The 25,688-nt window shown below is 40.8% G+C and carries 31 protein-coding genes and 1 other annotated feature; of the genes, 16 read left to right on the plus strand and 15 right to left on the minus strand.

All coding sequences use genetic code 11. The features are described 5' to 3' along the window. Window positions 1-15 precede the first annotated feature (15 nt). The 5 genes from moaD to ACFFGV_RS14500 form a co-directional block, all read right to left on the minus strand. On the minus strand, window positions 16-249 hold the full coding sequence (gene moaD / locus ACFFGV_RS14480; RefSeq protein WP_377349164.1) for a molybdopterin converting factor subunit 1: 234 nt from the start codon (window positions 247-249) through the stop codon (window positions 16-18). Continuing rightward, window positions 249-713, minus strand: coding sequence for a molybdenum cofactor biosynthesis protein MoaE (locus ACFFGV_RS14485; protein WP_377349166.1), 465 nt, complete (start codon window positions 711-713; stop codon window positions 249-251). Before ACFFGV_RS14485 ends, moaD begins: the two co-directional genes overlap by 1 nt. Then, a complete protein-coding gene (gene mobB / locus ACFFGV_RS14490) occupies window positions 714-1,235 on the minus strand; it encodes a molybdopterin-guanine dinucleotide biosynthesis protein B (RefSeq protein ID WP_377349169.1) in 522 nt (173 codons plus the stop codon). It lies immediately after the preceding gene. An 82-nt stretch (window positions 1,236-1,317) separates the two neighbouring features. After that, the gene (locus ACFFGV_RS14495) at window positions 1,318-1,629 is read right to left on the minus strand and encodes a metal-sulfur cluster assembly factor (protein ID WP_377349172.1); all 312 of its coding nucleotides are present in this window, start codon (window positions 1,627-1,629) and stop codon (window positions 1,318-1,320) included. A 79-nt stretch (window positions 1,630-1,708) separates the two neighbouring features. Next, on the minus strand, window positions 1,709-2,473 hold the full coding sequence (locus ACFFGV_RS14500; protein WP_377349175.1) for a prolyl oligopeptidase family serine peptidase: 765 nt from the start codon (window positions 2,471-2,473) through the stop codon (window positions 1,709-1,711). A gap of 166 nt (window positions 2,474-2,639) precedes the next feature. Here ACFFGV_RS14500 and ACFFGV_RS14505 point away from each other — a divergent pair, with 166 nt between their 5' ends. The 3 genes from ACFFGV_RS14505 (at window position 2,640) to ACFFGV_RS14515 (ending at window position 3,923) form a co-directional block, all read left to right on the plus strand. Further along, window positions 2,640-3,461, plus strand: coding sequence for a Cof-type HAD-IIB family hydrolase (locus ACFFGV_RS14505; protein ID WP_377349177.1), 822 nt, complete (start codon window positions 2,640-2,642; stop codon window positions 3,459-3,461). A 111-nt stretch (window positions 3,462-3,572) separates the two neighbouring features. Continuing rightward, window positions 3,573-3,689 (plus strand): competence protein, encoded by a 117-nt coding sequence (locus ACFFGV_RS14510; RefSeq protein WP_377349179.1) that lies wholly within the window; start codon window positions 3,573-3,575, stop codon window positions 3,687-3,689. A gap of 33 nt (window positions 3,690-3,722) precedes the next feature. Continuing rightward, entirely contained in the window at window positions 3,723-3,923 is a 201-nt protein-coding gene (locus ACFFGV_RS14515; RefSeq protein WP_377349182.1) for a DUF3813 domain-containing protein, read from the plus strand. A 45-nt stretch (window positions 3,924-3,968) separates the two neighbouring features. On the opposite strand, the gene ACFFGV_RS14520 is transcribed toward ACFFGV_RS14515, so the two are convergent. The 3 genes from ACFFGV_RS14520 to ACFFGV_RS14530 all read right to left on the minus strand — a co-directional run bounded on the left by ACFFGV_RS14520 (window position 3,969) and on the right by ACFFGV_RS14530 (window position 6,018). Beyond that, complete coding sequence (locus ACFFGV_RS14520) at window positions 3,969-4,460, minus strand: Dps family protein (RefSeq protein WP_377349184.1); 492 nt, start codon at window positions 4,458-4,460, stop codon at window positions 3,969-3,971. Between the two features lie 294 nt (window positions 4,461-4,754). Continuing rightward, window positions 4,755-5,501, minus strand: a complete 747-nt coding sequence (locus ACFFGV_RS14525; protein ID WP_377349187.1) for an SAM-dependent methyltransferase — start codon at window positions 5,499-5,501, stop codon at window positions 4,755-4,757. 91 nt (window positions 5,502-5,592) lie between these two features. Then, entirely contained in the window at window positions 5,593-6,018 is a 426-nt protein-coding gene (locus ACFFGV_RS14530; RefSeq protein WP_377349189.1) for a hypothetical protein, read from the minus strand. Window positions 6,019-6,247: 229 nt separating this feature from the next. On the opposite strand from ACFFGV_RS14530, the gene ACFFGV_RS14535 reads away from it, so the two are divergent. Then, the gene (locus tag ACFFGV_RS14535) at window positions 6,248-6,511 is read left to right on the plus strand and encodes a NifU N-terminal domain-containing protein (protein ID WP_377349191.1); all 264 of its coding nucleotides are present in this window, start codon (window positions 6,248-6,250) and stop codon (window positions 6,509-6,511) included. A 56-nt stretch (window positions 6,512-6,567) separates the two neighbouring features. On the opposite strand, the gene ACFFGV_RS14540 is transcribed toward ACFFGV_RS14535, so the two are convergent. Both ACFFGV_RS14540 and ACFFGV_RS14545 read right to left on the minus strand, forming a co-directional pair. Continuing rightward, on the minus strand, window positions 6,568-7,380 hold the full coding sequence (locus ACFFGV_RS14540; protein WP_377349193.1) for a BsuPI-related putative proteinase inhibitor: 813 nt from the start codon (window positions 7,378-7,380) through the stop codon (window positions 6,568-6,570). 46 nt (window positions 7,381-7,426) lie between these two features. Further along, window positions 7,427-8,272 carry a YitT family protein gene (locus tag ACFFGV_RS14545; protein ID WP_377349195.1) on the minus strand — a complete coding sequence of 282 codons (846 nt, stop codon included), beginning with the start codon at window positions 8,270-8,272 and terminating at the stop codon, window positions 7,427-7,429. Window positions 8,273-8,469: 197 nt separating this feature from the next. On the opposite strand from ACFFGV_RS14545, the gene ACFFGV_RS14550 reads away from it, so the two are divergent. Genes ACFFGV_RS14550 through sspL form a run of 3 tightly spaced genes read left to right on the plus strand, consistent with a single transcriptional unit; the run spans window position 8,470 to window position 9,690 of the window. Further along, window positions 8,470-9,330: a fatty acid kinase binding subunit FakB gene (locus ACFFGV_RS14550; RefSeq protein WP_377349197.1), complete on the plus strand. Its 861-nt coding sequence runs from the start codon at window positions 8,470-8,472 to the stop codon at window positions 9,328-9,330. A 52-nt stretch (window positions 9,331-9,382) separates the two neighbouring features. Next, the gene (locus tag ACFFGV_RS14555; protein ID WP_377349199.1) at window positions 9,383-9,508 is read left to right on the plus strand and encodes a DUF3941 domain-containing protein; all 126 of its coding nucleotides are present in this window, start codon (window positions 9,383-9,385) and stop codon (window positions 9,506-9,508) included. A 41-nt stretch (window positions 9,509-9,549) separates the two neighbouring features. Beyond that, a complete protein-coding gene (gene sspL / locus ACFFGV_RS14560) occupies window positions 9,550-9,690 on the plus strand; it encodes a small, acid-soluble spore protein L (RefSeq protein ID WP_377349201.1) in 141 nt (46 codons plus the stop codon). A 31-nt stretch (window positions 9,691-9,721) separates the two neighbouring features. Here the strand turns inward: sspL and ACFFGV_RS14565 are convergent, their stop codons facing one another. Then, window positions 9,722-10,060 (minus strand): SunI/YnzG family protein, encoded by a 339-nt coding sequence (locus ACFFGV_RS14565; protein ID WP_377349203.1) that lies wholly within the window; start codon window positions 10,058-10,060, stop codon window positions 9,722-9,724. 117 nt (window positions 10,061-10,177) lie between these two features. Here ACFFGV_RS14565 and ACFFGV_RS14570 point away from each other — a divergent pair, with 117 nt between their 5' ends. The 9 genes from ACFFGV_RS14570 (at window position 10,178) to ACFFGV_RS14610 (ending at window position 18,814) form a co-directional block, all read left to right on the plus strand. After that, on the plus strand, window positions 10,178-11,119 hold the full coding sequence (locus tag ACFFGV_RS14570) for a DUF4349 domain-containing protein (RefSeq protein ID WP_377349205.1): 942 nt from the start codon (window positions 10,178-10,180) through the stop codon (window positions 11,117-11,119). A gap of 73 nt (window positions 11,120-11,192) precedes the next feature. Continuing rightward, window positions 11,193-11,393: a YppF family protein gene (gene yppF / locus ACFFGV_RS14575; RefSeq protein ID WP_377349207.1), complete on the plus strand. Its 201-nt coding sequence runs from the start codon at window positions 11,193-11,195 to the stop codon at window positions 11,391-11,393. A 110-nt stretch (window positions 11,394-11,503) separates the two neighbouring features. Continuing rightward, window positions 11,504-12,370 carry an SDR family oxidoreductase gene (locus ACFFGV_RS14580; RefSeq protein ID WP_377349209.1) on the plus strand — a complete coding sequence of 289 codons (867 nt, stop codon included), beginning with the start codon at window positions 11,504-11,506 and terminating at the stop codon, window positions 12,368-12,370. 438 nt (window positions 12,371-12,808) lie between these two features. Continuing rightward, window positions 12,809-13,921 carry an oxidoreductase gene (locus tag ACFFGV_RS14585; RefSeq protein WP_377349212.1) on the plus strand — a complete coding sequence of 371 codons (1,113 nt, stop codon included), beginning with the start codon at window positions 12,809-12,811 and terminating at the stop codon, window positions 13,919-13,921. An 85-nt stretch (window positions 13,922-14,006) separates the two neighbouring features. After that, window positions 14,007-14,843, plus strand: a complete 837-nt coding sequence (locus tag ACFFGV_RS14590) for a MerR family transcriptional regulator (RefSeq protein WP_377349215.1) — start codon at window positions 14,007-14,009, stop codon at window positions 14,841-14,843. 67 nt (window positions 14,844-14,910) lie between these two features. Further along, entirely contained in the window at window positions 14,911-16,257 is a 1,347-nt protein-coding gene (locus tag ACFFGV_RS14595; RefSeq protein WP_377349217.1) for an MATE family efflux transporter, read from the plus strand. Between the two features lie 126 nt (window positions 16,258-16,383). Further along, complete coding sequence (locus tag ACFFGV_RS14600; protein ID WP_377349220.1) at window positions 16,384-16,782, plus strand: S-Ena type endospore appendage; 399 nt, start codon at window positions 16,384-16,386, stop codon at window positions 16,780-16,782. Between the two features lie 86 nt (window positions 16,783-16,868). Further along, on the plus strand, window positions 16,869-17,312 hold the full coding sequence (locus tag ACFFGV_RS14605; protein ID WP_377349222.1) for an S-Ena type endospore appendage: 444 nt from the start codon (window positions 16,869-16,871) through the stop codon (window positions 17,310-17,312). 38 nt (window positions 17,313-17,350) lie between these two features. Then, window positions 17,351-18,814, plus strand: a complete 1,464-nt coding sequence (locus ACFFGV_RS14610; protein ID WP_377349225.1) for a DUF11 domain-containing protein — start codon at window positions 17,351-17,353, stop codon at window positions 18,812-18,814. A 39-nt stretch (window positions 18,815-18,853) separates the two neighbouring features. On the opposite strand, the gene ACFFGV_RS14615 is transcribed toward ACFFGV_RS14610, so the two are convergent. The 4 genes from ACFFGV_RS14615 to argS form a co-directional block, all read right to left on the minus strand. Next, the gene (locus ACFFGV_RS14615) at window positions 18,854-19,357 is read right to left on the minus strand and encodes a BclA C-terminal domain-containing protein (protein ID WP_377349228.1); all 504 of its coding nucleotides are present in this window, start codon (window positions 19,355-19,357) and stop codon (window positions 18,854-18,856) included. A 134-nt stretch (window positions 19,358-19,491) separates the two neighbouring features. Continuing rightward, window positions 19,492-21,696, minus strand: coding sequence for a YhgE/Pip family protein (locus ACFFGV_RS14620; RefSeq protein ID WP_377349231.1), 2,205 nt, complete (start codon window positions 21,694-21,696; stop codon window positions 19,492-19,494). A 293-nt stretch (window positions 21,697-21,989) separates the two neighbouring features. Continuing rightward, a complete protein-coding gene (locus ACFFGV_RS14625) occupies window positions 21,990-23,210 on the minus strand; it encodes an MFS transporter (RefSeq protein ID WP_377349233.1) in 1,221 nt (406 codons plus the stop codon). Between the two features lie 366 nt (window positions 23,211-23,576). After that, window positions 23,577-25,283: an arginine--tRNA ligase gene (gene argS, locus ACFFGV_RS14630; RefSeq protein WP_377349235.1), complete on the minus strand. Its 1,707-nt coding sequence runs from the start codon at window positions 25,281-25,283 to the stop codon at window positions 23,577-23,579. 69 nt (window positions 25,284-25,352) lie between these two features. After that, window positions 25,353-25,581 (minus strand) — a binding site (T-box leader). Between the last annotated feature and the right edge of the window lie 107 nt (window positions 25,582-25,688).

The raw sequence follows: 25,688 nt of genomic DNA on the forward strand, positions 1-25,688 counted from the left end.
CAGTTCGTTTATCTATCAGCCACCACTCACTGGTGGAATGATGGCAACTGTGTCACCATCTTGTAGCTCTCTATCCATGTCAGTGTATTCTTCATTCACAGCAACTTTTGCATGATCTAATTCAAGTAGTCCGTAATTTTCTTTCAATACGGATTTTACATGGGATACAGGCTGACCTGCTGCGTCTATTTCTACGCTTTCACGACCCGCTGCCTCTTGAAACTGTGCAAATAATAATACTTTAACCATTATAAATCCTCCTCCAGTGGCTCACCGGTTGGATAGCGTTTTAATTCTTGTTGATCGCCAATCCAAGAAGTACCATCCTCCCAGTGTTCTTTTTTCCATATTGGTACTATTTCTTTCATTCGTTCAATTGCATAGCGGCTTGCATCATAGGCATCTGCACGGTGTGGAGTGGATACCGCAATTACTACAGCAATATCAGATATGTGCAGTTCTCCAATACGATGTACAATGGCACACTTGGCATCAGGCCATTTGGATGTTATTTCATCCCCTATTTGAGCCAGCTTTTTTTCTGCCATTGAAACGTAGGCCTCGTATTTCAGGTAGAGCGTCCGCTTATTCTTTGTAAATTCACGTACGGTACCGATAAACGTGTTGACTGCACCGCTCTCTGGCCTTACAACTTTATGTACCACTTCATCTACATTGATAAACTGGTCTGTAACAGAAAATTGTTTTCCCATCTAGCTTCTCCTCTCTTTCACATGACGAATGAGCCAAGGAATGTATTGTTCCTCCTCTTCTCTCCTGAAGCATGGAACACTCCAGCTTTCTTTTATCGTTTCTTTAGTAATGACTACTTCCACTGCTGGTAAATCTAATAAGTCCATATCCTCTCGCCCTCGAAGCAGGACACATTTTGGGAATGTTGCTGCTTTACAGCCTTCTACGAGGACTACGTCTAAATGGAATGATTCATATGCTGATAATACTTCGTCCAGACTCCATGTTGATTGCTTCCCAACCAGCTGAAGCAGCCCTTCCCCTTCAACTCCACTTACCACTGCCCCCGCAAGGCGATGCTTCTCACTGTCATTCTGATTCTCCATTATATCCGGAAATCCTCCATGACCGTGGTGCTTAAAGGTGCCTACCCGAAGCCCCTCCTTCTCTAGAGCTTTGATTATTTTCTCCATCAGTGTGGTTTTCCCACTATGCTTATAGCCCACTATTTGAAATACAAAGAAAGGGAATCTTGATCCCATGTTCATACATCCTCTCTATTACGCATATACCTGAATTTAGTATATAAAAAACCCTTGTTGGCTATCCAACAAGGGTTTTCCATCAATCCGGTATACCAAGTGCAATTTTCGCGTAACGGCTCATTTTATCCTTAGTCCATGGCGGGCTCCAAACAATTTGAACTTGCACATCATTTAATTCAGGAATATCAGATAATGCACGCTTTACGTCCTGTTCAATAGTAGCTGCTAATGGACAGCCCATTGCTGTTAAAGTCATTTGTACATGAGCTACAGCGTCCTGGTCTACATCCACGCCATATATCAATCCGAGGTTAACAATATCAATGCCTAACTCGGGGTCAATTACATTTTCAAGAGCACCCATCATATTATCGTGTAATGCTTGATCCATAGGTGTCGTCCCCCTTCATTTGTGTTATAGCTTATTATAACGAAATTTGGCATAGAATAAAAGGGAGAGAGCCTCTTAGTTAAAGATGAAGCTCAAACCAATTTACAGCTTCGCCAATTGCGTAGGTTGAAACTTTATGATCCCTGCCAACTTCTCTTAAGAACCGAATATTCTCTGGATTCTTGTAATGGGAAATGACCTGGTTATAAAAGCTGTAGGAATGATCAAATGGTACAATATCATCCTCTTCCCCATGCCAGAAGAAAAGCGGTCGGCCGTTCAGCTTATCCATCTGCTCAGACAAATCAATATCAGAAAGAGATGCTACTAGCTTTTCCTGCTCTTCCACTGTCATTGGAATTTCCATGCCCATTTCTTTAATAGACCTTACTTGCTCTTTGGCAAAGCGTACAGGCTGGGGGGACCCCATCATCACAGCCGCTACCTTTATCCAGCTATATTGAGTAAGAGCGGCACTCGTTGTGATGCCTCCCATGCTTGTTCCAGCCAGACCAAACCGGTGGTCCAAGATAAGATTGCGCGCTTCCAATTCATTTCTTAGAATAGGGAGTTCCTTTAGATTCTGAACAACTACATCCCAAAGTCGATAGGATTGTTCCTGTTTATTTAGTCCTTCTTCCCGTTCCCCATGCAGATAGCAATCCGGTAGGACTACTCTGTATCCTTTCCGTGCCAGTGCATATGCTATAGGCAGGTTTTGCTCCTTTACACTTGTAACTCCGTGGATATAGGTTACTACAGGGAGTGGCTCATTTTCTTTGGCAGAGTCAACAACGAATAAGGTTGGTATGCCCTTAATAGTTTCTCTATATATGCCTATCATGTCTGTGGTTCCCTTCCTTTTTCAAACAATATGTATTCCATTTTTATCTATTTCAACAATTTCTATGCTAACACTCTCCAATAGGAAAGAAAAGAAAAAGGGTATCTACCTTTACATTTCCTATTTAAGAGTTATACACTTAAATTCGTAAAGGGTGGTGTTGAGAATGGAGAAACATTTAATTGCTTTAGACTTAGACGGTACTCTCTTAACCGACAGCAAAGTAATTAGCGAACGCAATTTAAACACGATTCGAAAGGCTCGAGAAGAAGGACACATTGTTTGTATTGCAACAGGAAGACCTCATCGTGCTAGCGTAAATTATTATCATGAGATGGAATTAGATACACCAATGGTCAACTTCAATGGTGCATTAATTCATCATCCTAAAAATCATTATTGGGACGCAATCCACTCCCCAATGTCTATTCGCACAGCTCATGCCATCATACATACTTGTTATGAATTAGGCGTCAAGAATATTCTAGCCGAAGTTAGAGATGATGTCTTCCTTGATCAATATGATGAAGAGCTAATGAATATATTCCAAACCTCCGATACGCCTATTAAAGTAGGCAGCTTAAAAAATGAATTAAAAACAGACCCAACTTCGATACTTATTCATCCCGAGGTAGATAAGATTCAAGAGCTAAGGGACCATTTAACGAATTATCATGCTGAAATGATTGATCATCGAAAATGGGGTGCTCCATGGCACGTAATTGAAATTGTACGTGCAGGCTTGAATAAAGCGGTTGGTCTGCAAAAGATTGCCCATTATTATCATATCCCACCAGAAAGAATCATTGCTTTTGGAGACGAGGATAATGATTTGGAAATGCTTGAGTATGCTGGTGTAGGTGTAGCGATGGACAATGCTATATCAGAGCTGAAGGATGTTGCAAATTATGTAACCCATTCTAATGAAGGGGATGGTATCTCCACCTTCTTGCTTGACTATTTAAACCTTTCTAGAAAAGCCATGTAGCCTTTCCATATTTTGAAACACATGATACCTTTCTATGTGACCATACTAAGCTTGAACCCAGCAATAGCTGCATTGGGTTCAGGCTTTTTTCAATCTGTGGGGGGATATAGCTTGAGCAAAAGAAGCAAATCAAAGCGTTTTGTTCAGCAAGGAAAAGATGCCGTTAAGAAACATGATGAGCGATTTCCTTATCGCGAAACCTTCTCTGAAGTAGAGAAGAAACGTTAACAGTCGCTTATTATACTGTGGGAGGTTTTCAGGTTGCAGAAAAGAAATAACTTATTCGAACAGGCGAAAGATGCTGTCAATAATATTACCAACCGCAATGGAGCTGCCAGCCAAGAAGAGATCAGCATTGCGAAGAACTGTATAAACTCAGCTCGCTCCAATGCTTCTGAAGAAGAACAGTCTCAATTGCAGGAGTTCCAAAACGAAATCGAACGCCACGAAGGGTTACGTTAATCTCTTTCACGTGTAGAAAGCAGCGACTAAGCGTCGCTGCTTTCTTTATTCCTTCTCTTTTGTTAAATATGCGCTAAATAACCAATGCAGCTTTTCATAATAGGTTAGTGCTTCTTCTACTAACCCACCTGTGTACGCGCTATCATTATTCTCACTTATTTCTCTAAGCTGCCTAATAATGGTTTGAAGATCATCGACTACCACCTTTGCTACTGACGGACCATTGGGATGAATATCATTAGGCAGTTCCTTAATTGTAGATAGTTGTAACGCTTCAGACAACGAACCAGTTGGATAGTACCCAAGCATTTTAACACGCTCTGCAATAACATCAATTTCATCTCCAATGTGTTCATAAAGTTCTTGAGTCTTCGCATGAATATCAAAAAAACTTTGCCCTACAACATTCCAATGCAAATTATGGACTTTTACGAACAACACCATCAAGTTTGCTAAGTATTCATTTAAAGCTTGTGCTGCCGATCTTGCGTCACGGGGGTTCAACCCTAAATCTTGAGCATTTACTTTATAATTCATCTCCCTTTCCCCTCCTAATATTGCATCTCCTTGACTAGTTTATGAGAGGAAGGGTTGTCTTTACGCTATTTTTTTAAGTTATATGCTCCCGTAATCTTCCACGTATGGGCTTGTACCAGCAGTTAGCATTAAATTAACAGACGTTTATGTAAGAACAGCGTTCATTACATCAACTACTCACAGGTAATAGGTGGAAAATACTCCTTACCAAAGGTTGATGCAGTCTAAGCCCTTGTTTTCTGTGCGGGAAAGGGACATAGTATATTTCACACCTGCATAAATTGGCTAAACACTTCACTGTTTTCGGAATAAATATAAAGCAAATCCTAGCGTTTCTCTCCCATATTGCAAATAATGCTTTCGCCATTCTTTAATTTTCGCTAGCATCTCTGGACAGTCTGTATCTTCTGGATGATAGTAGCAGTAGTCTTCAATGGATTTCGAATACAACCATTCATATGCATCCCATTCATCCTGGCTAGATACAACGGACCAAATAGGGGTTAAACCGTAATCATCTCCAAACAAAACGTTCTCAGAATGGGAGAGCAGCTCCTGCTCTTCCGCTCCTAAAAAGGAAAGGTAAGCTGGGTTTGGCTTTTTTGCCCAGAAGCCTTCCCCTACAAGAACATAGCCACCTTTGATAACTAAACCCGACAATGTATTTAGAGTATCCTTATACGTTCCAATAGCGTGAGAAGCCCCTATACAAACAGCTGCATTATACGATGGAGAAAGTGTGGGGAGAATTTCCTTCGCGTCGTTTTCATAAATAGTTAGTCTAGACAACATCCCTTTATTTTCCGCTTCTTTTCTGCATTGATCTGCAAATGCAGCGGTTCGTTCAATGGCTGTACAGCTCGCCCCATATTTGTGTATGAGACGGAACAGTATTTCTCCCTTCCCTGCACCTACATCTAAAACGCGGCTAGCCTCATTCAGATTTAATAGGTCAATAATCTGATCTACTTTATCTGCACGGATCGGATTATAAAACTGGTGTTGCTTATGTGCAATGGTAGAAAATTTGGTTTGGTCCATCGAAACCTCCTAGAGTATAGTGACTCGGTACTCTTTCCTCCTAACGGGAGTGTAACAAATATTGCATTGTGCTTCTATACGTTTCATACCGTCAGTTAACCCATTCATACAATTTCACAAGAGCAATACCAAACAGGAAATGCGCTCCAAACCACAAGCTAATAGCATTTGAATCTGTTAAAGAAGGAGTTTCCTTAATAGCAAGCTCAGTTAACGGAAAATACGTAAGGGCTGCCATAACACTCAACAGTAATGCAATAGACCACCTGCTGTTTCGTCCTCCGTCTGTAAATTGTTTAATCCAGACCACATACGTAATACCTATTGCCCACGCAATTGTTAAATGAAACAACCACTCTATCCATAAAGGCCATGCAATATTACCAACTATAGGGATGAAATCAACATTTAATAATAATGTGTACACTAAAATTCCTGATGTAGCTTCCATCAGCCATAATACAAGCCCAAGCAGGAACCCTGTAATCGTTCCAATCAGGAATCCCTTTTTTATCATACCTCTTCCCCCCCCTTTTTGTCTGAAGCAAAGTAATGCTATTGCCTATATTGTAAGCTAATCCCTGTTGAAAATAATAATGTGAATATGCTATCTTGCACTCTGTTATGTTCAATATATCACAATAACAACCAAAATTCGTGAAATTGATTGGTTTCAATCCATTACCTTTCTTTTGTCTTTGGTTATTTCATGCTAATATATGAATGAGTACATGAGGAGGGATAGTATGGCTGTACAAGCACACGAAACACCTAACCCAAATGCTTTTAAATTCACAACAGATCGTCTGATTTTCGAAGGCGACGGAAGCGTTTCTGTTATGCCTGGACAAACAAGTGACCACAAAATATTAAACGATCTTATGGCAGTGGAGGGCGTTGACAACGTATTCGGTTTTCAAAACTTCATCACTGTGAATAAAAAATCTGATGCTAATTGGGATGAAATGGTCCCAAAGGTAAAAGAAGTATTCGAAACTTACGGTTACTAAAGAGAAAGAAAGCGGGGCGTCCCTTTGTTCATAGGACTGCCCCGCTTTTTTTGTGCTTATGAAAAAGATTCCAGCTTAAATGATTTTCGGATAGGTTCGCCTGCTGACGATTCGATGGTAAATACAACAGTGAGTGTACCGTTCTTTGGTATGTCTGCCTTCGGAATAGTAATATCCACCTTATATGAAAAGGAACCATTTTTTTGGACCTCTTTCTGTTTAACTTCTGTCTTCTCAATAATAAGGTTATGCCCGTCCTCTACCGAATAATGGAGGGCTGCATCATTGTCTTGAATGGTTCCTGTAACGGTGTAATTTCCATTGGAACCATTTATCGTAACATCCCTTAACACCTTATCATTATCCGGAATCACGAAAGTAATTGTTTCCACGAAAGGTTTGGCCTCAAGCGACTGACCGTTTAATGTATCCACTAGTAATGTCGTTTCCAATTGATACGTACCTGGTGTGACTTCGTTACCTTCCTTATTGGTATAATCCCATTGCTCCTCCATTTCCCATATATCGTTAGGAGGAATAGTTTCTTCTTCCACAGCTTGAGTGAACATTTTTCCTTCAGAGGATTTGAACACTTCTTCTCCTTGTTGGTTCGTTACAATCATCTCTGCCTTTTGACCAGAACGAAAGGAAATGGTAACGTCTTTATCCGATTGATTTGATAGAGAGGCATTGAAGGTCGCTTGGCTTTCCAATGGCTTAGCTGTAGTAGAGAATTCTAATTGCTCTATCAGGGCTTGCATACTATTCTCCCCTTCTGGAGGCTCTCCCTCATCAGAGGTACTGTCGACCGCTTTTGCACATCCAGCTGTCGCTGCCACTAGTAACAAAATCATCCATACACGTCTCATAGTTGCCCCCTTTTCTGTCTCCCGTTTTACTGTCTTCGACGATAAATTAGTTATCCCTTCTGAAGAAACCAAATATACCAGTAGTTTGGACAATATTTGTAAAGGCTTGTGGGTCAACATCTTTTATTATGTGCTCTAAATCGTACAGCTCATAACGGGTTATTACCATCATCAGCATATCCTTGTCCTGTTTCGTAAAGGCACCTCGAGCTGGGAAGGTTGTGATGCCACGAACCATCTTTGCATGAATGGCTTTTTCTAATTCCTCTGCTTCGGTTGTAATAATCATGGCTGTCAGCTTTTCGTGACGAGTGTGGATCGCATCAATAATACGGGTGGATACATATAAGGTTACAATAGTATAAAGTGCCTTTTCCCAATCATATAACAAACCGGCAAGAATAATGATGGATGCATTCATTACGAAAAAATATGTACCGATAGGACGATCTCTAATTCTCGACAGGACCATGGCTACTATGTCCATACCACCTGTGGAGGCTCCCCATTTCAACGTCATTCCAATTCCTACAGCTGCTATCACTCCGCCGAATACGGAATTTAACAAGATATCCTCCGATAGCTGCAAAACCGGAATAAATTCAAGAAATGCTGTAGTGGAAAAGACGGAAATCATACTATATATCGTAAAACCTCTGCCGACCTTAAACCAGCCTAACAGAATAACCGGTATGTTTAAGAGAAATAATAGAATCCCTGTACTTACCCCTATGCCTAAATAGTCTTGAGAAAGGCTTGAAATAAGCTGAGCAACTCCTGTAAATCCGCTTGCGTACACATTTGCTTTAATTAAGAATAGGTTTAGCGAAATAGCATTCAGTGCTGCTCCGAAAATTACTACAAAAAATCGTTTGAACTCAAATATGAACATATGCTGCCTCCTTTAGATGAACGAATGCCCTTCTTCTTTGTATCACCCTTTCATGTACAAAATCAAGCCTTCCTTTATTTTCCCTAGATTCAGTATTTCAATCCATAGTCCCTTATTTTGCTCATAAAACCTTTGACTATGTCTATGGATAAGATTACACTATTGACAAAAGGCCTAATGGAAAAGAAGGTGAACATATGAGTGTTCAAATTATTGCAGATTCCGCATGTGACTTACCCGATTCCCTTATCCATGATTATGGAATTGATCGTGTTTCACTTACGGTACATTTAGATGATAAAGATTATTTAGATGCAAAAACAATCGACTCCAAAGAAGTGTATGATGCCATGCGTGCTGGAAAAGCTCCAAAGACTTCGCAAGTTTCCCCACAAGCATTCAAGGAATTATTCGAATCCTATGCCAAGGCAGGCCAGCCTTGTGTTTATCTTGCGTTCTCCTCTGAACTTTCTGGTACATATCAAACCGCTGTCATGATGAAGCAGGAAGTAGAGGAAGAGTACCCTGACTTAAATTTACACATCGTAGATACCCATTGCGCTTCCCTTGGCTATGGTTTAGTCGTCCTTCGTGCTGCTCAATTGGCGCAAGAAAACGCTAGTCTGGAAGACATAATGGAAATGGCAGCATACCATAAGGATCATATGGAGCATATTTTCACAGTGGATGATTTGGAATATTTAAAAAGAGGCGGCCGTGTCAGTAAGGCTGCTGCTTTTGTAGGCACTATGCTAAAAATAAAGCCTCTTCTTCACGTTGAGGATGGGAAGCTAATTCCCCTTGAGAAAATTCGTGGCACGAAGAAAGTGTTAAGTCGAATGGTAGAGGTTATGGAGGAGCGAGCTGATGATGTATCTCACCAAACTATTGCCATTAGTCACGGAGATGATTTAGAGCGTGCGGAGCAGTTGGCAGCTTTAATTCAGGAAGCGTTTCAGCCAAAAGATATTTTAATCAATCCCGTCGGATCTTCAATTGGGGCTCATTCTGGTCCAGGCACCATAGCGCTATTTTTCTTAAACGCCCCTTATAAATAATCTCCCCCCTTTTTACACACGCTAATATCAGGTGTAGAAAGGGGGTTTTTTCATGACGTCTGATAATGATAAAAAGGCACGTGACAAGAATGCTATCCGCGCCAAGAAAAATGAGGAACGAGAAGCTTCCCGCCAGCATGGGGAGCGTCAATTTTCAAAAAAAACTGACCATAAATAGCTCGAATGAAATGGAACTTACGGATAGCAGGAGGTGGTCATATGGGTAAAGGCAAAAATCGAGATGCAGGTAAACAAATCGCGTCGAGTGTTAACCCACAAGGGCGTACGGAAGATAGTGCTGATCAACAGGCTCATTCCAAACTCGAAGAAAGAGCCAAAAAAAGCAATACAAAACTATAGCTTGCTGAGAGCCTGAAATCAGGCTCTCTTTTTACATCCTTTCAGATTTATAATCAATGCTATCCGTTTTTTCCATAATAGCAGCACATAATAGGTGCGAGGACCGAAGAGCTACGATGTAATTTTTCTGCTGCGTCTTAATCATTAACCGCCTCTTTTCCAAAGCAGGAAAGCCGATAAAGCTAGCGTCCTTCTCCGCATTAAAGGAATGGATGCCCCGGAGCTCATAGATTGCATCAAGGTCAATAACGGCTCTCCTCCAGCCTCCCTTCACAGTTACCTTCTCCTCATCGACGTTCCAGGAGGTTTTACTCCCATATAGAAATCCGAACAGCAGCACAACAAGTGCTACCCCTATAACTAAATACAAAATACCCTTCCTTTCATACGTTCCCATTTCGAGAACGAGAGGATAACAAAAATATTACACCTCATGTAACATTCCCCTTCTCTATACGTCTAACTGTTTAAAAAGGGGGAAATTAGTATGTTGAAACGTAAATGGTTATGGCTAGTTTGTTTCATTGTACTACTTACTGCATGTAGCAATGCAAATGAAAATTCCACACAAGAAAGCTCTGATTTTTCTGCAGAACAAGGGGAAAATGCAAAAAATTCTCAAGATAGCGCTGATCATTCAGCAACTGAATCTATTGAATCCTCTCAAGAAGAGCAGCCTTCTGTCGGGGCAGTTAAACAAGCCTCAAAGGCAAATCTAACCAATCAAGAGGATAAAATGATTATTTATAACGGGGATTTGACTGTTAAAACAAAGGATTATGAGGAGTTTTATCAAGAGTTAGAACAACTCATTCAAGATAAGAACGGCTATATGGTCCATACTTCTACTCACCAAAATGAACAGGAGCAAATGCAAGCTACTATTACGCTGCGCGTACCAAAGGAACAATTTTATCCTTTTGTCCATAGTGTTCCTTCCATAAGTGATGAAATATCACATTCTAATATTAATGGAGAGGATGTTACTGAGCAATATGTTGATTTAGAGTCTCGTTTGAAAGCAAAGGAAAAAATTGAAGAGCGTCTGTTATCTTTTATGGATAAAGCGGAAAAAACTGAGGATTTAATCGCTATCTCCAAGGATTTAGAAAGGGTGCAAGAAGAGATAGAGACGATTCAAGGAAGAATGAAGTACTTACAAAATCAGAGTGATTTCTCTACCTTAACATTAAACATACAAGAAACAAAGGTGACGGTTTCTGGAAGCAATAGGGATGACTTGCAAACGTGGGTCAAAACGAAGCAAGCTTTACAGAATTCATGGAATGGGATTCTTGCCTTCTTTTCCTTTACATTTGTAGCAGTGATAGGCTACTCCCCTGTGCTGGCACCTATTCTATTACTAACCGTACTTGCTGTCTTCTATCTAAGAAAAAGGAAATCATCACCTAAAAACGATGGAGAGTAAATCTACCATGCCCCTTTTCAAATGTTAAATATATGTTAACATAATATTAACAATTCAAAGGGGGATTTAAACCATGCACCTGGAGAAGCTCTCTGAAGCTTATCAGCGCGAAAAAGGTCATGAGCCTGAAACAGCTAACCAGTTACTAGATTATTGCCAGCATTTATATGTAAATGGTACACTCGATTCTCAGTCGTATCGATCCTTGTTTCAGCTGCTACATGAAAAAGGTGCGCAGTCTTCTCATAAAGAGACACAGACACAACCGGTTTAATCCATTTCCGATGTATTTACATCGGTTTTTTTTATGCAATTTTTTTTGGGTTCATAAATATCCGAGTGGTGGATAAGCTAATGGTATCTACCTTCGTAAGGAGTTATATTATGGATCATACACCATTACCAAAGGGACAGCCTCCCCAGCATCAGGACCACCAGCCAGGCTATGAATACGAAATGAATCCCTTGCCAGATTATATGGATTCCACTTACCAGCCATCTGGAAAGCTAAGAGGAAAAGTGGCTATAATTACTGGCGGAGACAGCGGAATTGGAAGAGCAGTTAGTGTATATTTTGCCAAAGAAGGAGCCCAGGTCGCCATTCTGTATCTCAATGAACATGCAGATGCCAACACAACTAAATCTCTAGTAGAAAACACAGGACAGTCATGCTTATTAATAAGCGGAGATATCGGTAATGAAGCTTTTTGCCAAACCGCTGTAGCAGAAGTAAATAAAACCTTCGGAGCCATCGATATTCTCGTCAACAATGCAGCTGAACAGCATCCACAACAGGATCTCTCATCTATAAGCAGCTTCCAAATAGAGCGCACCTTTCGCACTAACGTCTTCAGTTACTTTTATATGGCAAAAGCTGTATTGCCGCACATGCAATCAGGCAGTTCCATTATTAATACAACATCCATTACGTCCTATAAGGGTTCGAAGGATTTGATTGATTATTCGGCGACAAAAGGAGCCATTAATGCGTTTACATACTCGTTATCCGAAAACGTTATAAATAAAGGGATTCGAGTAAACGGTGTAGCACCAGGGCCCATTTGGACCCCGCTCATCCCCTCTACCTTTGATCCCACAAAGGTAGCACAATTCGGTGCGGATACTCCGATGAAGAGAGCAGGGCAGCCGAGAGAACTAGCACCAGCATATGTGTATTTGGCAAGTAATGATTCCTCCTATATGAGCGGACAAATCCTTCATATAAATGGCGGTATCATTACACATGGATAACATTACCACCTCTTCTTTCGTTGACCATCTAAAAAAGCTCTGCTAAAGTATTACACGTTTGGTTGTGACAAAAGGTATCCACTCTAAATACAGAGTGCTGCCTTTTCTCTTTTCAGTTACTCATTATAGAATATCCCTTTCTAGCCACCCCAGAGTTCCCTGCTCTGGGGTTTTTTCGTGTTCAATTGGGGACCATAGTTATCATGGTTAAGCAGAATGATTGAACTTCCTCTACCTTGAAATCAAAATATATAGGAGGAAGTATGAGGAAGGTTTGAGTGAAGGAAGCGACCCTATTGTGAACGGACTAACGGACTTCTTGAGGGAGATAAGCTCTTAGGACCGGGGTTTGTGCTCTCCCTCATTCCTGCAAAATCTGCTCCCCCCTCATAAGAGTGTCTCCTCTACTTCAGCTTATATTTCAGAAAGGATGATACCATGAGTAACAACTTTGAAACACTTTTTGATAAAGTAACTGTCCATAACACATCATTTGATAACCGATATATTGTCGCTCCTATGACCCGTGTGAGTGCTAATGAGGACGGTACAGCTAATGAGCGTATGCAGCGCTATTATGAACGATATGCGAAGGGTGGATTTGGTGCCATCATTTCTGAAGGAGTGTACATTGATGATGCCCACAGCCAGGGCTATAACAATCAGCCTGGTATGGTGACAGATAATCATGTTGCTGCCTGGAAGCCGATAGTAGATAAAGTACATGAATATAATACAAAAATGATCGCGCAATTAATGCATGCTGGTGCTCAAGTACAAGGTAATGCATATACGGATGTTTCTATTGCGCCGTCCGCAGTTGCACCAAAAGGAGAGCAGCTTGGCTTTTATGGTGGTTCTGGCCCCTTCCCAACACCAAAGAAAATGACGAAGGCAGATATTCAATCCGTTATTCATTCATTTGTATCAGCAGCTCAGCAAGCGAAGGAGGCAGGCTTCGATGGAGTTGAAATTCATGGTGCTAACGGATATCTTTTAGATGAATTTATTACCGATTATATGAACAACCGTGATGATGAGTATGGTGGATCTCTAGAAAAAGGGCTGCGGATTATCCAAGAAATTATTAGAAGTGTGCGAGAGCAAGTTGGAGAGGAATATATCGTTGGTATTCGATTGTCACAAGGAAAAGTTGCCGATCAGAGCTACCGTTGGCCAAATGGGGAGGAAGCAGCGAAGCTTATTTTCGGTACGATAGGCAGTGAAGCAATTGATTACATCCACGTAACAGATGGGGATGGTACTGCACCTGGGTTTGGAGCAGATACATTGTCTATGTCTCAAGCAGCAAAACATTATGGTAAAAAACCTGTAATAGCTAATGGTAAGCTCGGCAGCCCAGAACAGGCGCATAAGGCTGTTCAAGAGGAAGAGGCTGATTTCATTTCCCTTGGTACAGGAGCTCTTGCCAATCCAGATGCTCCTCATCGTGTGAAGAACGGTACAGAAATGAATGATTTTGATGCAGAAGCTATTTTGTTCCCTGAAGCATATATTAAAGATATGGAATTAAATGCTTACTTGAAATAGTATTACTATTTTCCATTTTCCCAGCTTAGCTTTATTGTTAAGCTGGGATTCATTTCTATACACTAATGGTAAAGGGGTTCGTCTAATGAAAAAGAAATTTCGTGTGGGTGAGGTAGCTCACATTCATTCTATTCCCTCCTCCACTCTTCGCTATTATGATGAAAAAGGAATTTTCCAGCCAAAATACATAGATGAAGAAAATCAATACCGCTATTATACTGCCGAACAATTTGTGGAGCTCGAAACGATATTGTTCTTGCGAAAGCTCGGTTTTTCCATTCAGGATATAGAACAGCATCTACATCAGCGTACCATCGATGATACGTATTCTCTTTTTGACAAGAAGCTTGTAGATATTGAGAAACAAATTATCTCACTACAGCAAACCTCAGAGAAGCTTAAATGGAAAATGAAGACGCTGCAGGATGGCAAAGCGCTGGCCAAACAAACAGACGTGCAATTTACGTACCATCCAAAAAGACACGTTCAATTTTTATATCAATCGAATACTATTGACTTAGAAAATCAATTTGAGGATATTTATATGGAGGAACTCGAACGAACCTCTGCCACATCTAATCATAACGATTTGTTTTCTGGGGATATAGGAACGATGCTAGATCCTGCTAGCCTAGACAATGACGGGCCCCTTCTTTATGTCGGTATATTTAAATTATTGTGGGAGGAAAGTCCCTCTTCCGAGCAAGCCTCTCTACCAGAAGGAACCTATGCTTACTTTCCCCATAAAGGGTCTTATCGAACGCTTTCCAATAGTCATCGCTACCTAAGAGATCAAATCAAAAAACAGGGCTACACCGCTATTGGCAATCCTATTGAAATTTCAATCATTGATGAATCTGTCGTGCATGAGGAGGACCAGCTCGTTACTGTTATCGAAATTCCAGTCCTTCCTCCAAAATAATTATTGACCTTCAAGTTACTTGAAGGTTTACACTCACTCTTGTAATGCTATTCAGGAGGAGATTGTCATGCGGGAAACTAATTCGTTAATTCAACAGCCAGTAAAGAAAGTATTTTTTCAATACCTCATCCCCACTCTTGTTGGCATGATGCTCATGTCCATTAACATTCTTGTCGATGGAATATTTGTAGGGAACGGCGTTGGTTCAACGGCTTTAGCAAGCGTTAACATTGCTGTCCCTGTCTTTACAATTATTCTTGGCATATCCCTTTGGATTGGAATGGGTGGAGGTACTCTTTACTCTATCTCTATAGGTAAAGGGGATGCTCAACAGGCTACATCCATCTTTTCGTTATCTATGGCTGTTATTACCATCATCACCGTAGTAGTGGGTGTCATTGGCTATGTATTGGTAGAGCCCTTCTCTTTGCTATTGGGAGCAAATGAGGATACAAAACCATATGTGATAGAATACTTGTCCATTCTGTTACTTTTTGGTGTATTTATGGGATTAGAATCATCGTTAAGTGTCTTCGTTCGAAATGATGGGAATCCAAACCTAGCGATGATAAGCCTATCCACTACTGCGATTACAAACATCGGGTTTAATTACGTCATGATATTTATTCTAGATCTTGGTGTTAAAGGGGCAGCGTATGCGACTGTGCTAGCTGAAGTCATCGGATTCTTCATATTACTGTTTCATTTTTATAAAAACAGTACGCCGCTTCGTTTTCGTTTACGTTCTATAAAACTAACTTATGTAAAAAGCATTCTATCAGTAGGATTTCCAAGCTTTCTTTCGGAAAGCGCCTCTCTTGTCTTTGTAATAGGCTACAATATATTAATGGTTCGGTCTATTGGAACAACAGGAGTAGCTGCATTCTCTGTAATCAATTATGTACACACCTTCATATTTCTAGCCTTTTTAGGAATTGGTGCAGCAATTCAGCCAATGATTAGTTATTACTATGGAGCAAGACTCTCAGATCGCATCCATCAAACCCTTATAATCGCCATAAAGAGCTCTACCTTAATAGGTATCCTGTTCTTCCTAGCTGCCATTCTCGCTGGAGATTTTATCATATCTCTATTTGGCATTGTGGACGGTGAGATTATCTCCCTGGCAAGACAGGGGATTTCCCTATTTTTCATCGGGTATGTATTTCTTGGTTTTAATATCGTGTATATGACCTATTTTCAATCTATTGGCCACATAAAACCATCTGTTTTCATTACGATAATGAGAGGGTTTCTGGTACTAATTCTCATGCTGATAGCACTACCATGGATGTTTGGAACCCCAGGAATTTGGCTTGCTCTTCCGGTATCAGAGTTTGTGGTAGCTTGTGGATTATTTATCATAATGCGAAACAATTCTATGACAAATGTAACTCCTAGTGCTTCAAATTAAGTCTGCTAGCCTATGTGCTAGCAGACCTTTCTTATAATAATTTCCCATTTGTGGATACACGTCCATACATAAATTATACATTTCCATACCATATAAGGACTTTACTATATGAAGGAGAGATATGATATGTGTGGAATGAATGGAGGAATCTGCTGCCCAACAACATGCTCAACAGATTTCCAGCCCAAAAGAGAATTAATCGCGGTTAAGCGCTGCGTCCCATTTAGAGCTATTTGTGGAGATCCTGAAGCGATTGTGTACTCATCAACATCCACTGCCTTTGATCGTCTGCCTAGTGGGGTGATTTCAGTCGTCAATACTGGTGACGAGTGTACGATTACAGTAGAAATTACACAAGACGGTGGCACAGTTTCCAGCTTCAACGTCAGCCCGCAGTCTGCTATTATACTTGAAGTAGTTGGTCTGGAATTAGTTACATTTACTTGTATTGCGTCTATCCCTGCCGGTGGCGTATGTACTGGTACATTTGAAGCTGACCTGCAGTACACTGTAGTGAGTACCTAAAAAAATATAAGTACAGGACACTCTTGGTTTATGAGAGTGTCCTGTTCCGTAAGGAAGGAACAGTACTGTAAGAGAGGAGATTCAAAGTGAACTACAGACAATTTTTACAAGAATGCGACTTGGAACTGGCCCCTTCTGGCTGTCCTGGCATATTCCCCCCAAAGCCTACTCCTCCTCCAATCCCGCCTGCTAATTGTACGATTGTAAAAAATGAAGTGTGTGGAAACATTGAACAGCCGTGTGATGGAAGCTGGGTGGAATATTGGAGTACCATAGGGTTGCCGGAAGCACCGAGCGGTTCGCTTATTGTGTATAACGGAAGTGGCTGCACGATGAACGTAAGAGCAGTTATCAACGGACAACTGCTTACCATATTAAATGTCACCGAAAGAAACCAGTCCAAATCCGTAACGGTGGACGGTATAGAGATGATTGAAGTGCAGTGTCTGAGTGAGACAACAGGAGCAAGATGCTCTGGACGATTTTGTTTAACGATACAATATCCCAAAATTTGCGGTGACGTAGAATAATCATCTCCTTATGTCGGTAGGAAAGGAGTCGAAATAGAATGCCCTTTGTGAATCGATTCTCGATAAGAACCTGTGGTGCCATGACATTTACAGGGAATACACTTGGTTTAAGTCAGCTGACCAATACAAATGAGGCTGGTACAGCTGGAAGTATTGGAGCATTTATAACTACTGATGTTGGAATGCAGGTGCCAACTTTCCCAGCAGGGACCACTTTAGATTATTTAGAGAATAGCTCCAGTGCGGAATTGGTCATTCCGACAGGGAGTACGGTTTTATACGCAGAGCTGATTTGGGGTGGAAACTATCTAACGAGAGATGAAGATATTACCGGTTTACTCAATAATTCTGTAACGTTAACAGACTCAACAGCTGTGGACCATGTCATTGCCCCTGACCCAGTAACTGCCAACCAGCCAACGTTTACACTTGGAACCCCGCCAATAACTAGAGGATTCTATATGAGATCAAATGATGTGACGAGCATTGTTCAATCAGCTGGTGCAGGTACCTACACGGTGGGGCAGGTGCCAGGGTTATTAGACCCCTTAATTGCCTCTACAGCTAATACGAACCACGCAGGCTGGACGTTAGCAGTAGTGTATGAGAACGCTACACTTCCTAATCGCTCCATGAACCTCTTTGTCGGGGCTCAAGGTATCGTAATAACCGGTGTTAACCCTATTATAGACATACCTGTTTCTGGATTCATGACCCCTCCGAACGGCGTGGTGGATGCCCGATTATTAATCTCCGCTCAAGAAGGAGATGCCAACATCGGAGGGGACCAGACGTTATTTGGACCTGATGCCCTGTCCTTATCCGTCCTATCCGGCCCAAACAATCCCGCCAACAACTTTACAGGCTCCCAAATCAATGATGATAGTGGAAACCTTGATACCACAGGAACCTTTGGGACGAGAAATCAAAACCCATTTACTCTAACAAATATTGTGGCAGGGCGACAAGGGTGGGATATTACTAATGTCAGCGGATCGGGTTTACTCCCTAACAATCAGAATAGTGCCGTATTTCGTTTCACCTCAACGGGTGACGCCTATATGCCCGATGCACTTGGAGTTCAAATCGATGAAGGAGATGCTGTTCTAGATATAACAAAAACGGTAGATAAACCTTTTGCTGTCTACAACGATGTTCTCTCCTATACTATTACGATTACAAACAACGGTGTCGTCCCTGCCGATAATGTTATTTTCTTTGACGATATCCCTCCTGGAAGTATTTTCGTAGAAAACAGCTTGTTTATTGATGGAGTTCCATTTCCGGGTGTTAATCCTCAATTTGGCGTTGCATTACCAGATATAGATGTTGGAGATACCGTAACAGTTTTTTTTCAGGTTATCGTGAAACGATGTGACTGCTTTATTAGTAACGTAGCAAGTGTCGAATTTAGCTGCGGTAAAATCGCAAAAAGCAACCCTTCCATCTCCACAGTTTGTGATCAGTGCCAAGTACCAAGGTTTGGAAGGAAATGCTGGTAATCCCATAAAAAAAGGAATCAGGCTGCCTGATTCCTTTTTTTATTCTACTCTTATAATAGTTAAGGAAGCACCAACTCCGGAACTCAACAGTACCAAAGCAGCAATCCCAGCTAATTGTAAGGATATGCTTTCATTAGCATTTAACGAAACAATAACTTCTCCACTTAACTTATTAACTCCTACAGTAGGCGTAACGATAGATTGGGAGATTGGTGTACCATTTATTGCAAGCTGTGCACTAGCAAGTACAGATGCAGAAGGATTGACATGAAAGGAGATATAATATCTTCCTGCTTCTGTAACCATAAATTCTGTATTTGTTAAGTTCGGAGTAATATCTGTAGAGAAATTTTGACCATCGGGCAATGGTATGTCCGTTCCACCTAATACAACTGTAATGGTGTCATTTTGAGTATTCGCTGCAAATCCAGATGTCGCTGTTGCTATTGGACCTGCTGGGCCAGGTGGTCCTGGTATCCCTTGAGCACCTTGTCTGGCTAGTACACCGCCTGGGTAACTTCCCCCACAACTTCCACAACTCATGTCCCTCACCATACCTTTTTCCTAGTATAGTTATAGTAAATGTAGAATAGAGCCTTATAGGAACGGTATATGTGGAGAAATGAAGAAAAAACTCCCTATCTTGGCATTTTGCCAAAGAATAGGAAGTTTTTTTGTTAATGAAATAATCCAGATTCTCTTGATTTCTTCGTTAATTTTTTTGTCCCTTTACTTAAAGGTCCCTTCAAGAATGTTCCTATACTAAGGAATAATAGAAGAAATCCTAATAAATACAATAAATCTGTTTGCACTCTTGCCTTTACCATTCCTCCAACAGCTTCTCTCATTAAATCTACAGCATAAGTGAAAGGCAGGAATGGGTGTATGGATTGGAAGAATTCTGGTAGCAATGCAACGGGATATGTTCCTCCAGATCCAGCAATCTGCAGTACTAAAATAACAATAGCCGTTGCTTTACCAACATCTCCAAAAACAGAGACAAGCGTATAAACGATCGTCATAAACACAACACTTATCAATAAGCCGAATGCAATGAATGGGATAGTTTCTGTAATACCTATTTGCAGCAAAAAGATATTCCCAAGCGTTACCACCAGCGTTTGAAGAATACCAATACTAATAAATGTGGCTAGCTTCCCAAAATATCGCTCGTAATTACGATGCACATTACTGTGATGAGGTTCAGTGGATAGCAAGGACACCAATAGTAAGGCTCCTACCCATAAAGATAAAACGGTATAAAATGGCGTCATACCTGTTCCGTAATTCTCTATAGGGAATAGTGCGTTCTTGTTTAATTGAACTGGTTCCGCAAAGAAATTCTGTTCTGCTGCAGGGTCGTTCTTTAACAGCTCAATAATTTCATTGATATCTGTTTCTCCTTGGATATCTCGAATACGATCAGCGAGCTCATTGACTTTTGCATTCACATAAGGATATTCATTCAGCATATATTCGAGAATATCTTGACCTTCAGCAATATTACCTTCTGTATTGGCTAAAATTCTTTCCACTTCTGGTATGGTAGATTGCACCTCTCCTAAAATGGAGCGTGCATTTTGCAATGTCTGTTTGGCACTTTCAATCTCCGCTAACACTTTAGGTTCTATGTTATTGTTATATTCCTTTACAAAGGCATCTATTTGATCAGCGGTAGACTTGGATTTATTCTGTAATGTCTTGAGTGTGTCATCAATCTCACCTTGCTGTTCCGATAGTAAAGTTTCGAGCTCTGTACTGTCACTTTGAATGTTGCTTAAGCTTTCTTGTATTGCTTGAACTTCCTTTATAGCTTGATCAATAGATTGTTGGGATGCATTATTTCCTTCCCCTTGTTCCCCATTAGTTTCATTGCCGGATTGACTATTTTGCTGCTGTTCTTTAAGCTGTTGAAGCAGTTTTTCTATTTCTTCCAGCTGTTGATTGGATTCTTTTGTTTGTTTGGAAATTTGATCCTTAATAGCCTTACTTGAACTTAAATCAATGTCAGCTGATCGAGCCTCTGATAGAAATGCATTAACATCCTGTGCAGTTTGCTGGGCTTTCTTTAAATCTTCCTCAACCTTTGGTGCGAGCTCATTTAAACGCTGCTCTGCTTCTTTAAGAAAGGCTGTTGTTTCATCAATCGTATTCAATCCCTGGTTCGTTACATTCTTCGCTTGTGGAAGCAGACCTTGTACATCATTAATAATGGTAGAGACACGTTTGGAATCATTGTATGAGCTAGATATTAAATCATGGATTTCTGGTAGATTCTTTTCTAGTTTAAAGACATACTCTTCAAACTGTTTAATATCAGGTAAATCCTTCTCAAGCTCTACTCCTAGATCATTGAAGAGTTCAGCAATGGTCCCATTCACTTCCGATACAAAGTTACTTGTAATCTGGTCTACAATAACACTAGCGCCTTTTTCTGTAATTTTAGGTGCGATAGCATTTACCTTCTCATTCACATAATACTGTACCTGAGATTTTTCCGGTTCATCATTCATCACAGTACTCAATTTCTCTGAGAAGTTTTCTGGGATAACAATTACAGCATAGTAGTCTCCATATTCGAGCTTATCCATTGCCTTATCTTTCGTAGTAAATTGCCAATCAAAATTATCATCTTTCTTTAACTTCGTTACTAATTCTTTTCCAACATCAATCTCTTTGTCACGGATGGTAGCACCCTTGTCTTCATTAACCACCCCAACTGGAAGCTGGTCTGTTTGGCTGTAGGGATCCCACGACGCCTCGATATTAAACCAAGCGTACAAGGATGGCAGGATGGTCAATCCTCCAATTAATAAAGCTGCTACCCAATTTGTAGCTATGTTTTTCCAATCTGTTGAAAAAATGGTCCATATATTTTTCATATGTCGATGCTCCTGTTTACATTATACTGAACAACTGTTCATTATACTCCTTTTCACAGAAAGATGGTACCGTGAAAATTTACTACTATAATGTAAGCTCAGAAATCACCTCATTCTAGGTTAAATTATTATCATCATGGAGGTAAATCATGTATAGGAAAGGAGAATCATTACATCAGAGGATGGCAGGAATATAAGCGAGCTATATGACAGTGCATTACTGGTCTCAGGTTCTTTTAGTACAGGTAAATTAAATAAGGGTGACTCCACTAATAGAAGTCACCCTTAGGCTGCTATTTACGATTTGCAGTTTCCATACGACGGAGCCATGCAGTTAACAGAACAGCCCCGACAACCATGACACCACCTATCCAAGGCGTATGAATTAATCCGATGGAATCAACGATAAGCCCGCCAACGAATGAGCCGATAGCTATGCCCACATTAAAGGCCGCAATGTTCAATGCAGAGGCTACGTTAACAGCTGATGGCACATACTTCTCTGCTAAGTTCACAACGATAATTTGCAGTGTAGGCACGTTCATGAAAGCAAATAACCCCATGAAGAATATTGCAATTACACCGACTACCTTAAACGGAATGGCGAACGTTAGTACAAAGAGAACGATGGCTTGGAAGACAAACATCCAAAATAAAGCTTTAATAGGATTTTGGTTAGCGGCTTTTCCACCGATTGTATTCCCGATAGCCACAGCTAACCCATAAAACACAAGGATAATACTTACGAAACCTGGTTTAAAGCCTGTTACTTCCTCAAGGAGAGGGGCAAGGTACGTAAAGGCGACAAAGGTCCCGCCATATCCAAGGGCTGTAATTAAAAAGGCCAGCATAATTCTACCGTTTTTCAAAATTTTCAACTGGTCACTAAATTTAGCTGGTGGGGACTCTTCCAAGTTTTTCGGTACCAAAATGGCACTAGCAATAATTCCAATTACACCTAATAAAGCAACACCTGCAAAGGTCGCTCTCCACCCGAATGTTTGACCAATAAATGTACCCAATGGCACACCCGTTACGGTTGCCACGGTTAATCCCGTAAACATGAACGCAATGGCACTGGCTCGCTTGTGCTCAGGTACCAAGCTTGCGGCAATGGTAGAGCCTATAGAGAAAAAGATTCCATGTGAAAATGCTGTTACAAATCGAGCAACTAATAATAAGCTGAAGCTTGTTGAGATAGCAGCAATTCCATTTCCTAAAATGAATACAACCATAAGTGCTATTAATAAGTTTTTTCGCCCCATCTTACTGGTTAATGCAGTTAATACTGGAGCTCCTACAGCTACACCAATTGCGTAGCCAGAAACGAGAAGACCCGCTAGTGTAATGGAGATAGTGAGATCGTCGGAGATGGACGACAGTAAACCCACTGGTACAAATTCTGTAGTTCCTATTCCAAAAGCACTAATCGCTAGTGCTAACAAAGCAAATTTATTACTTCCTTTTGATTTCTCCTCTGGTTGCGTGTGAATAGCTTGAGCTTGAGAACCCATACTTAGTTTCCTCCTTATTGCATTGTTCTTATTCTTGAGTTGTGGATTGGAGGGTGAAACGCCGGCGCCATTTGTTTTTCCCTCACTGCATAACATATTATTGCGCACACCCATTCGAATGGGAAGTACGTACTTTAAAGTGCTGTAGGTACCTTCTGGTTCGGTAGGCACTTTAAAGTAACTATCAGGTTCTTTAGAAAGACTTATTACATCTAAGAACCAACATTGATTATGCAGCCTGGTCTAACATTTGAATAGTACGCACTTTGTTGTTCTATAGGCACTTACAGGTAACAAATATGGACTCTCAAGGAATGTACAAGCTATCTGTTATTTAATTTTTTTAATACGTAATCAGAAGATAAGCTACATTTTAGTTGGGGCTTCTATATTTAAAAGACGCAGCCCCTCTTTTAAAACAGTAGTTACAGCAAATACAATAGTTATACGAGTTTGCTGAAAAGTACTCTCTTCCAACACACGGACTTTCGTATAAAATCGATTAAAGCTTTGTGCTAACTGAAGAAGATACTTTGCCAAGCGAGCAGGGTTGTACTCACCAGCCGAAGCTTTTATAATATCCGGAAATTCTTGTAGTAATTTAATAATTGGCCACATAGTCTCCATGTCATCTTGTGCAAATAGCAAGGAGGTAGTTTGGGGCATAGGTGCTCCTTTCGCAAGCAAAGAGCAGCCGCGAGCATAAGTATATTGCAAATACGGTGCTGTTTCACCGTCAAAACGTAGCATGTCATCATAAGAAAATTCAATATCGTTGGATCGATGATGCTTAATATCATGAAAAATAACCGCACCAACCCCTACTTTTCTCGCTACTATCTCCTTATTTTCTAACAAAGGGTTCTTTTCTTCTATGTTCGCTTCCGCTAATTGAATCGCTTTTTCCAGAACCTCCTGGAGAAAAACTACTTTCCCTTTACGAGTGGACATTTTCTTTCCATCTCTTAGCATCATTCCAAATGGAACATGGATCAGCTTATCTGCCCACTCATAACCCATTTTTACTAATACCGCTTTTAATTGTTCAAAATGCAGGCTCTGTTCGTTCCCAACCACATACAAGGACTCGGTAAAGTGATACGTTTCCATTCGATCGACCGCAGCAGCAAGGTCACGGGTCGTATAAAGCGTGGTACCATCAGATTTTTTGATGAGTGCTGGAGGCATACCATAGTCATCTAGAGATACCACTTCAGCTCCTTCGGAACGGACCAATAAACCTTTTTCCTGAAGCTTCGTAATAATGGCTGGTGTTTGAGGGTGATGGTAAGCTTCGCTTTTATAAGAGTCGAAGGAAACACCGAGAAGGTCATAAATATTTTGGAATTCTTTTCGCGATTCTTCTCGAAACCATTCCCATAAGGACGTTGCATAGGCATCACCGTTTTCAAGCTTCTGAAACCATTCACGCCCCTTGTTATTTAAAGCATCATCCTGTTCTGCTTCTCTATGGAAACGTACATACAGCTTTAAGAGCTCTTGAATTGGATTTAGACGTACTTTTTCCTCCTCTCCCCACCAAGTGTAAGCGGCAATGAGCTTACCAAATTGGGTACCCCAGTCCCCTAAATAATTAATGCGAACAACCTTATACCCACACTTCTCTAAAAGATTGGCAATAGCACTCCCAATTACAGTTGAACGAAGGTGTCCCATGGAGAAAGGTTTAGCAATATTAGGGGAGGACAAATCCATCGTTATGGTCTTACCATCCCCTTCGTATTGAGTACCGTATGCGTTCCCCTTCTCTATAATAGTGGATAATACAGATGTAGCTACTTCTTCTTTTTGGTAAAACATATTCACATATGGTCCTACCGATTCCACCCGTTCAAACTGGGAAGAACATTGCTCTCTCAGTTGCTCCGCTAGCACCTCAGCAATTAACTTTGGATTTTGATGCTGCAAGCTGGCTAGAGCAAAGCATGGAAAAGCTATGTCTCCCATATGCTCGTATTTAGGAGCTTCAAGCAATTCAGTAACCCGCTCCTTAGATAGCTGTCCTTCTAACTGTTCATATATGGCTTGTGCCGTGGCTGTTTTTGACGTCATTATTTGCTCCTCCTTTTATGGTAATGCTCTAGCGTGAACCAAAAAAAACCGCCCCTTTTCCAATATTGGAAAAGAGACGGGTATTATCCGTGGTACCACTCTTCTTTCACAGGAGAATCTACCGCAATTCACCTGTAAGCACTCTATGCTCTATAACGCGAGCTACCGACTCCCCCTACTGTAAGTTCAAGGTAATGCCTCCGAAGTCCGGTTCATCCCACTTTCGTTCTCAGGCTTCCACCATCCCTGATTCGCTGTTCAACTCTAATGAGATTACTCTCTTCCTCAACGGCAACGTTAGATTTAATTACTTATTGTATAGAAGGATGTTCTAAAAGTAAAGAACATTTTGTATTTTGTGTTATTATGAATGCTGTTGATATGGAATTAATAATTCCTCATTAG

This window comes from Pontibacillus salicampi (assembly GCF_042434395.1).
In the GTDB taxonomy this organism is placed as follows: domain Bacteria; phylum Bacillota; class Bacilli; order Bacillales; family BH030062; genus Pontibacillus; species Pontibacillus salicampi.

What these genes read in the sequence shown, in the direction of transcription:
- ACFFGV_RS14535 (WP_377349191.1), top strand. Translation starts at nt 6,248, where the DNA reads ATGGCTGTACAAGCACACGAAACACCTAACCCAAATGCTTTTAAATTC.
- ACFFGV_RS14495 (WP_377349172.1), bottom strand. Translation starts at nt 1,629, where the DNA reads ATGGATCAAGCATTACACGATAATATGATGGGTGCTCTTGAAAATGTA.
- yppF (WP_377349207.1), top strand. Translation starts at nt 11,193, where the DNA reads ATGCACCTGGAGAAGCTCTCTGAAGCTTATCAGCGCGAAAAAGGTCAT.
- ACFFGV_RS14520 (WP_377349184.1), bottom strand. Translation starts at nt 4,460, where the DNA reads ATGAATTATAAAGTAAATGCTCAAGATTTAGGGTTGAACCCCCGTGAC.
- ACFFGV_RS14545 (WP_377349195.1), bottom strand. Translation starts at nt 8,272, where the DNA reads ATGTTCATATTTGAGTTCAAACGATTTTTTGTAGTAATTTTCGGAGCA.
- ACFFGV_RS14505 (WP_377349177.1), top strand. Translation starts at nt 2,640, where the DNA reads ATGGAGAAACATTTAATTGCTTTAGACTTAGACGGTACTCTCTTAACC.
- ACFFGV_RS14600 (WP_377349220.1), top strand. Translation starts at nt 16,384, where the DNA reads ATGTGTGGAATGAATGGAGGAATCTGCTGCCCAACAACATGCTCAACA.
- ACFFGV_RS14530 (WP_377349189.1), bottom strand. Translation starts at nt 6,018, where the DNA reads ATGATAAAAAAGGGATTCCTGATTGGAACGATTACAGGGTTCCTGCTT.
- moaD (WP_377349164.1), bottom strand. Translation starts at nt 249, where the DNA reads ATGGTTAAAGTATTATTATTTGCACAGTTTCAAGAGGCAGCGGGTCGT.
- ACFFGV_RS14615 (WP_377349228.1), bottom strand. Translation starts at nt 19,357, where the DNA reads ATGAGTTGTGGAAGTTGTGGGGGAAGTTACCCAGGCGGTGTACTAGCC.
- ACFFGV_RS14555 (WP_377349199.1), top strand. Translation starts at nt 9,383, where the DNA reads ATGACGTCTGATAATGATAAAAAGGCACGTGACAAGAATGCTATCCGC.
- ACFFGV_RS14540 (WP_377349193.1), bottom strand. Translation starts at nt 7,380, where the DNA reads ATGAGACGTGTATGGATGATTTTGTTACTAGTGGCAGCGACAGCTGGA.
- argS (WP_377349235.1), bottom strand. Translation starts at nt 25,283, where the DNA reads ATGACGTCAAAAACAGCCACGGCACAAGCCATATATGAACAGTTAGAA.
- ACFFGV_RS14485 (WP_377349166.1), bottom strand. Translation starts at nt 713, where the DNA reads ATGGGAAAACAATTTTCTGTTACAGACCAGTTTATCAATGTAGATGAA.
- ACFFGV_RS14500 (WP_377349175.1), bottom strand. Translation starts at nt 2,473, where the DNA reads ATGATAGGCATATATAGAGAAACTATTAAGGGCATACCAACCTTATTC.
- ACFFGV_RS14550 (WP_377349197.1), top strand. Translation starts at nt 8,470, where the DNA reads ATGAGTGTTCAAATTATTGCAGATTCCGCATGTGACTTACCCGATTCC.
- ACFFGV_RS14525 (WP_377349187.1), bottom strand. Translation starts at nt 5,501, where the DNA reads ATGGACCAAACCAAATTTTCTACCATTGCACATAAGCAACACCAGTTT.
- ACFFGV_RS14585 (WP_377349212.1), top strand. Translation starts at nt 12,809, where the DNA reads ATGAGTAACAACTTTGAAACACTTTTTGATAAAGTAACTGTCCATAAC.
- ACFFGV_RS14570 (WP_377349205.1), top strand. Translation starts at nt 10,178, where the DNA reads ATGTTGAAACGTAAATGGTTATGGCTAGTTTGTTTCATTGTACTACTT.
- ACFFGV_RS14610 (WP_377349225.1), top strand. Translation starts at nt 17,351, where the DNA reads ATGCCCTTTGTGAATCGATTCTCGATAAGAACCTGTGGTGCCATGACA.
- ACFFGV_RS14620 (WP_377349231.1), bottom strand. Translation starts at nt 21,696, where the DNA reads ATGAAAAATATATGGACCATTTTTTCAACAGATTGGAAAAACATAGCT.
- ACFFGV_RS14625 (WP_377349233.1), bottom strand. Translation starts at nt 23,210, where the DNA reads ATGGGTTCTCAAGCTCAAGCTATTCACACGCAACCAGAGGAGAAATCA.
- sspL (WP_377349201.1), top strand. Translation starts at nt 9,550, where the DNA reads ATGGGTAAAGGCAAAAATCGAGATGCAGGTAAACAAATCGCGTCGAGT.
- ACFFGV_RS14580 (WP_377349209.1), top strand. Translation starts at nt 11,504, where the DNA reads ATGGATCATACACCATTACCAAAGGGACAGCCTCCCCAGCATCAGGAC.
- ACFFGV_RS14595 (WP_377349217.1), top strand. Translation starts at nt 14,911, where the DNA reads ATGCGGGAAACTAATTCGTTAATTCAACAGCCAGTAAAGAAAGTATTT.
- ACFFGV_RS14590 (WP_377349215.1), top strand. Translation starts at nt 14,007, where the DNA reads ATGAAAAAGAAATTTCGTGTGGGTGAGGTAGCTCACATTCATTCTATT.
- mobB (WP_377349169.1), bottom strand. Translation starts at nt 1,235, where the DNA reads ATGGGATCAAGATTCCCTTTCTTTGTATTTCAAATAGTGGGCTATAAG.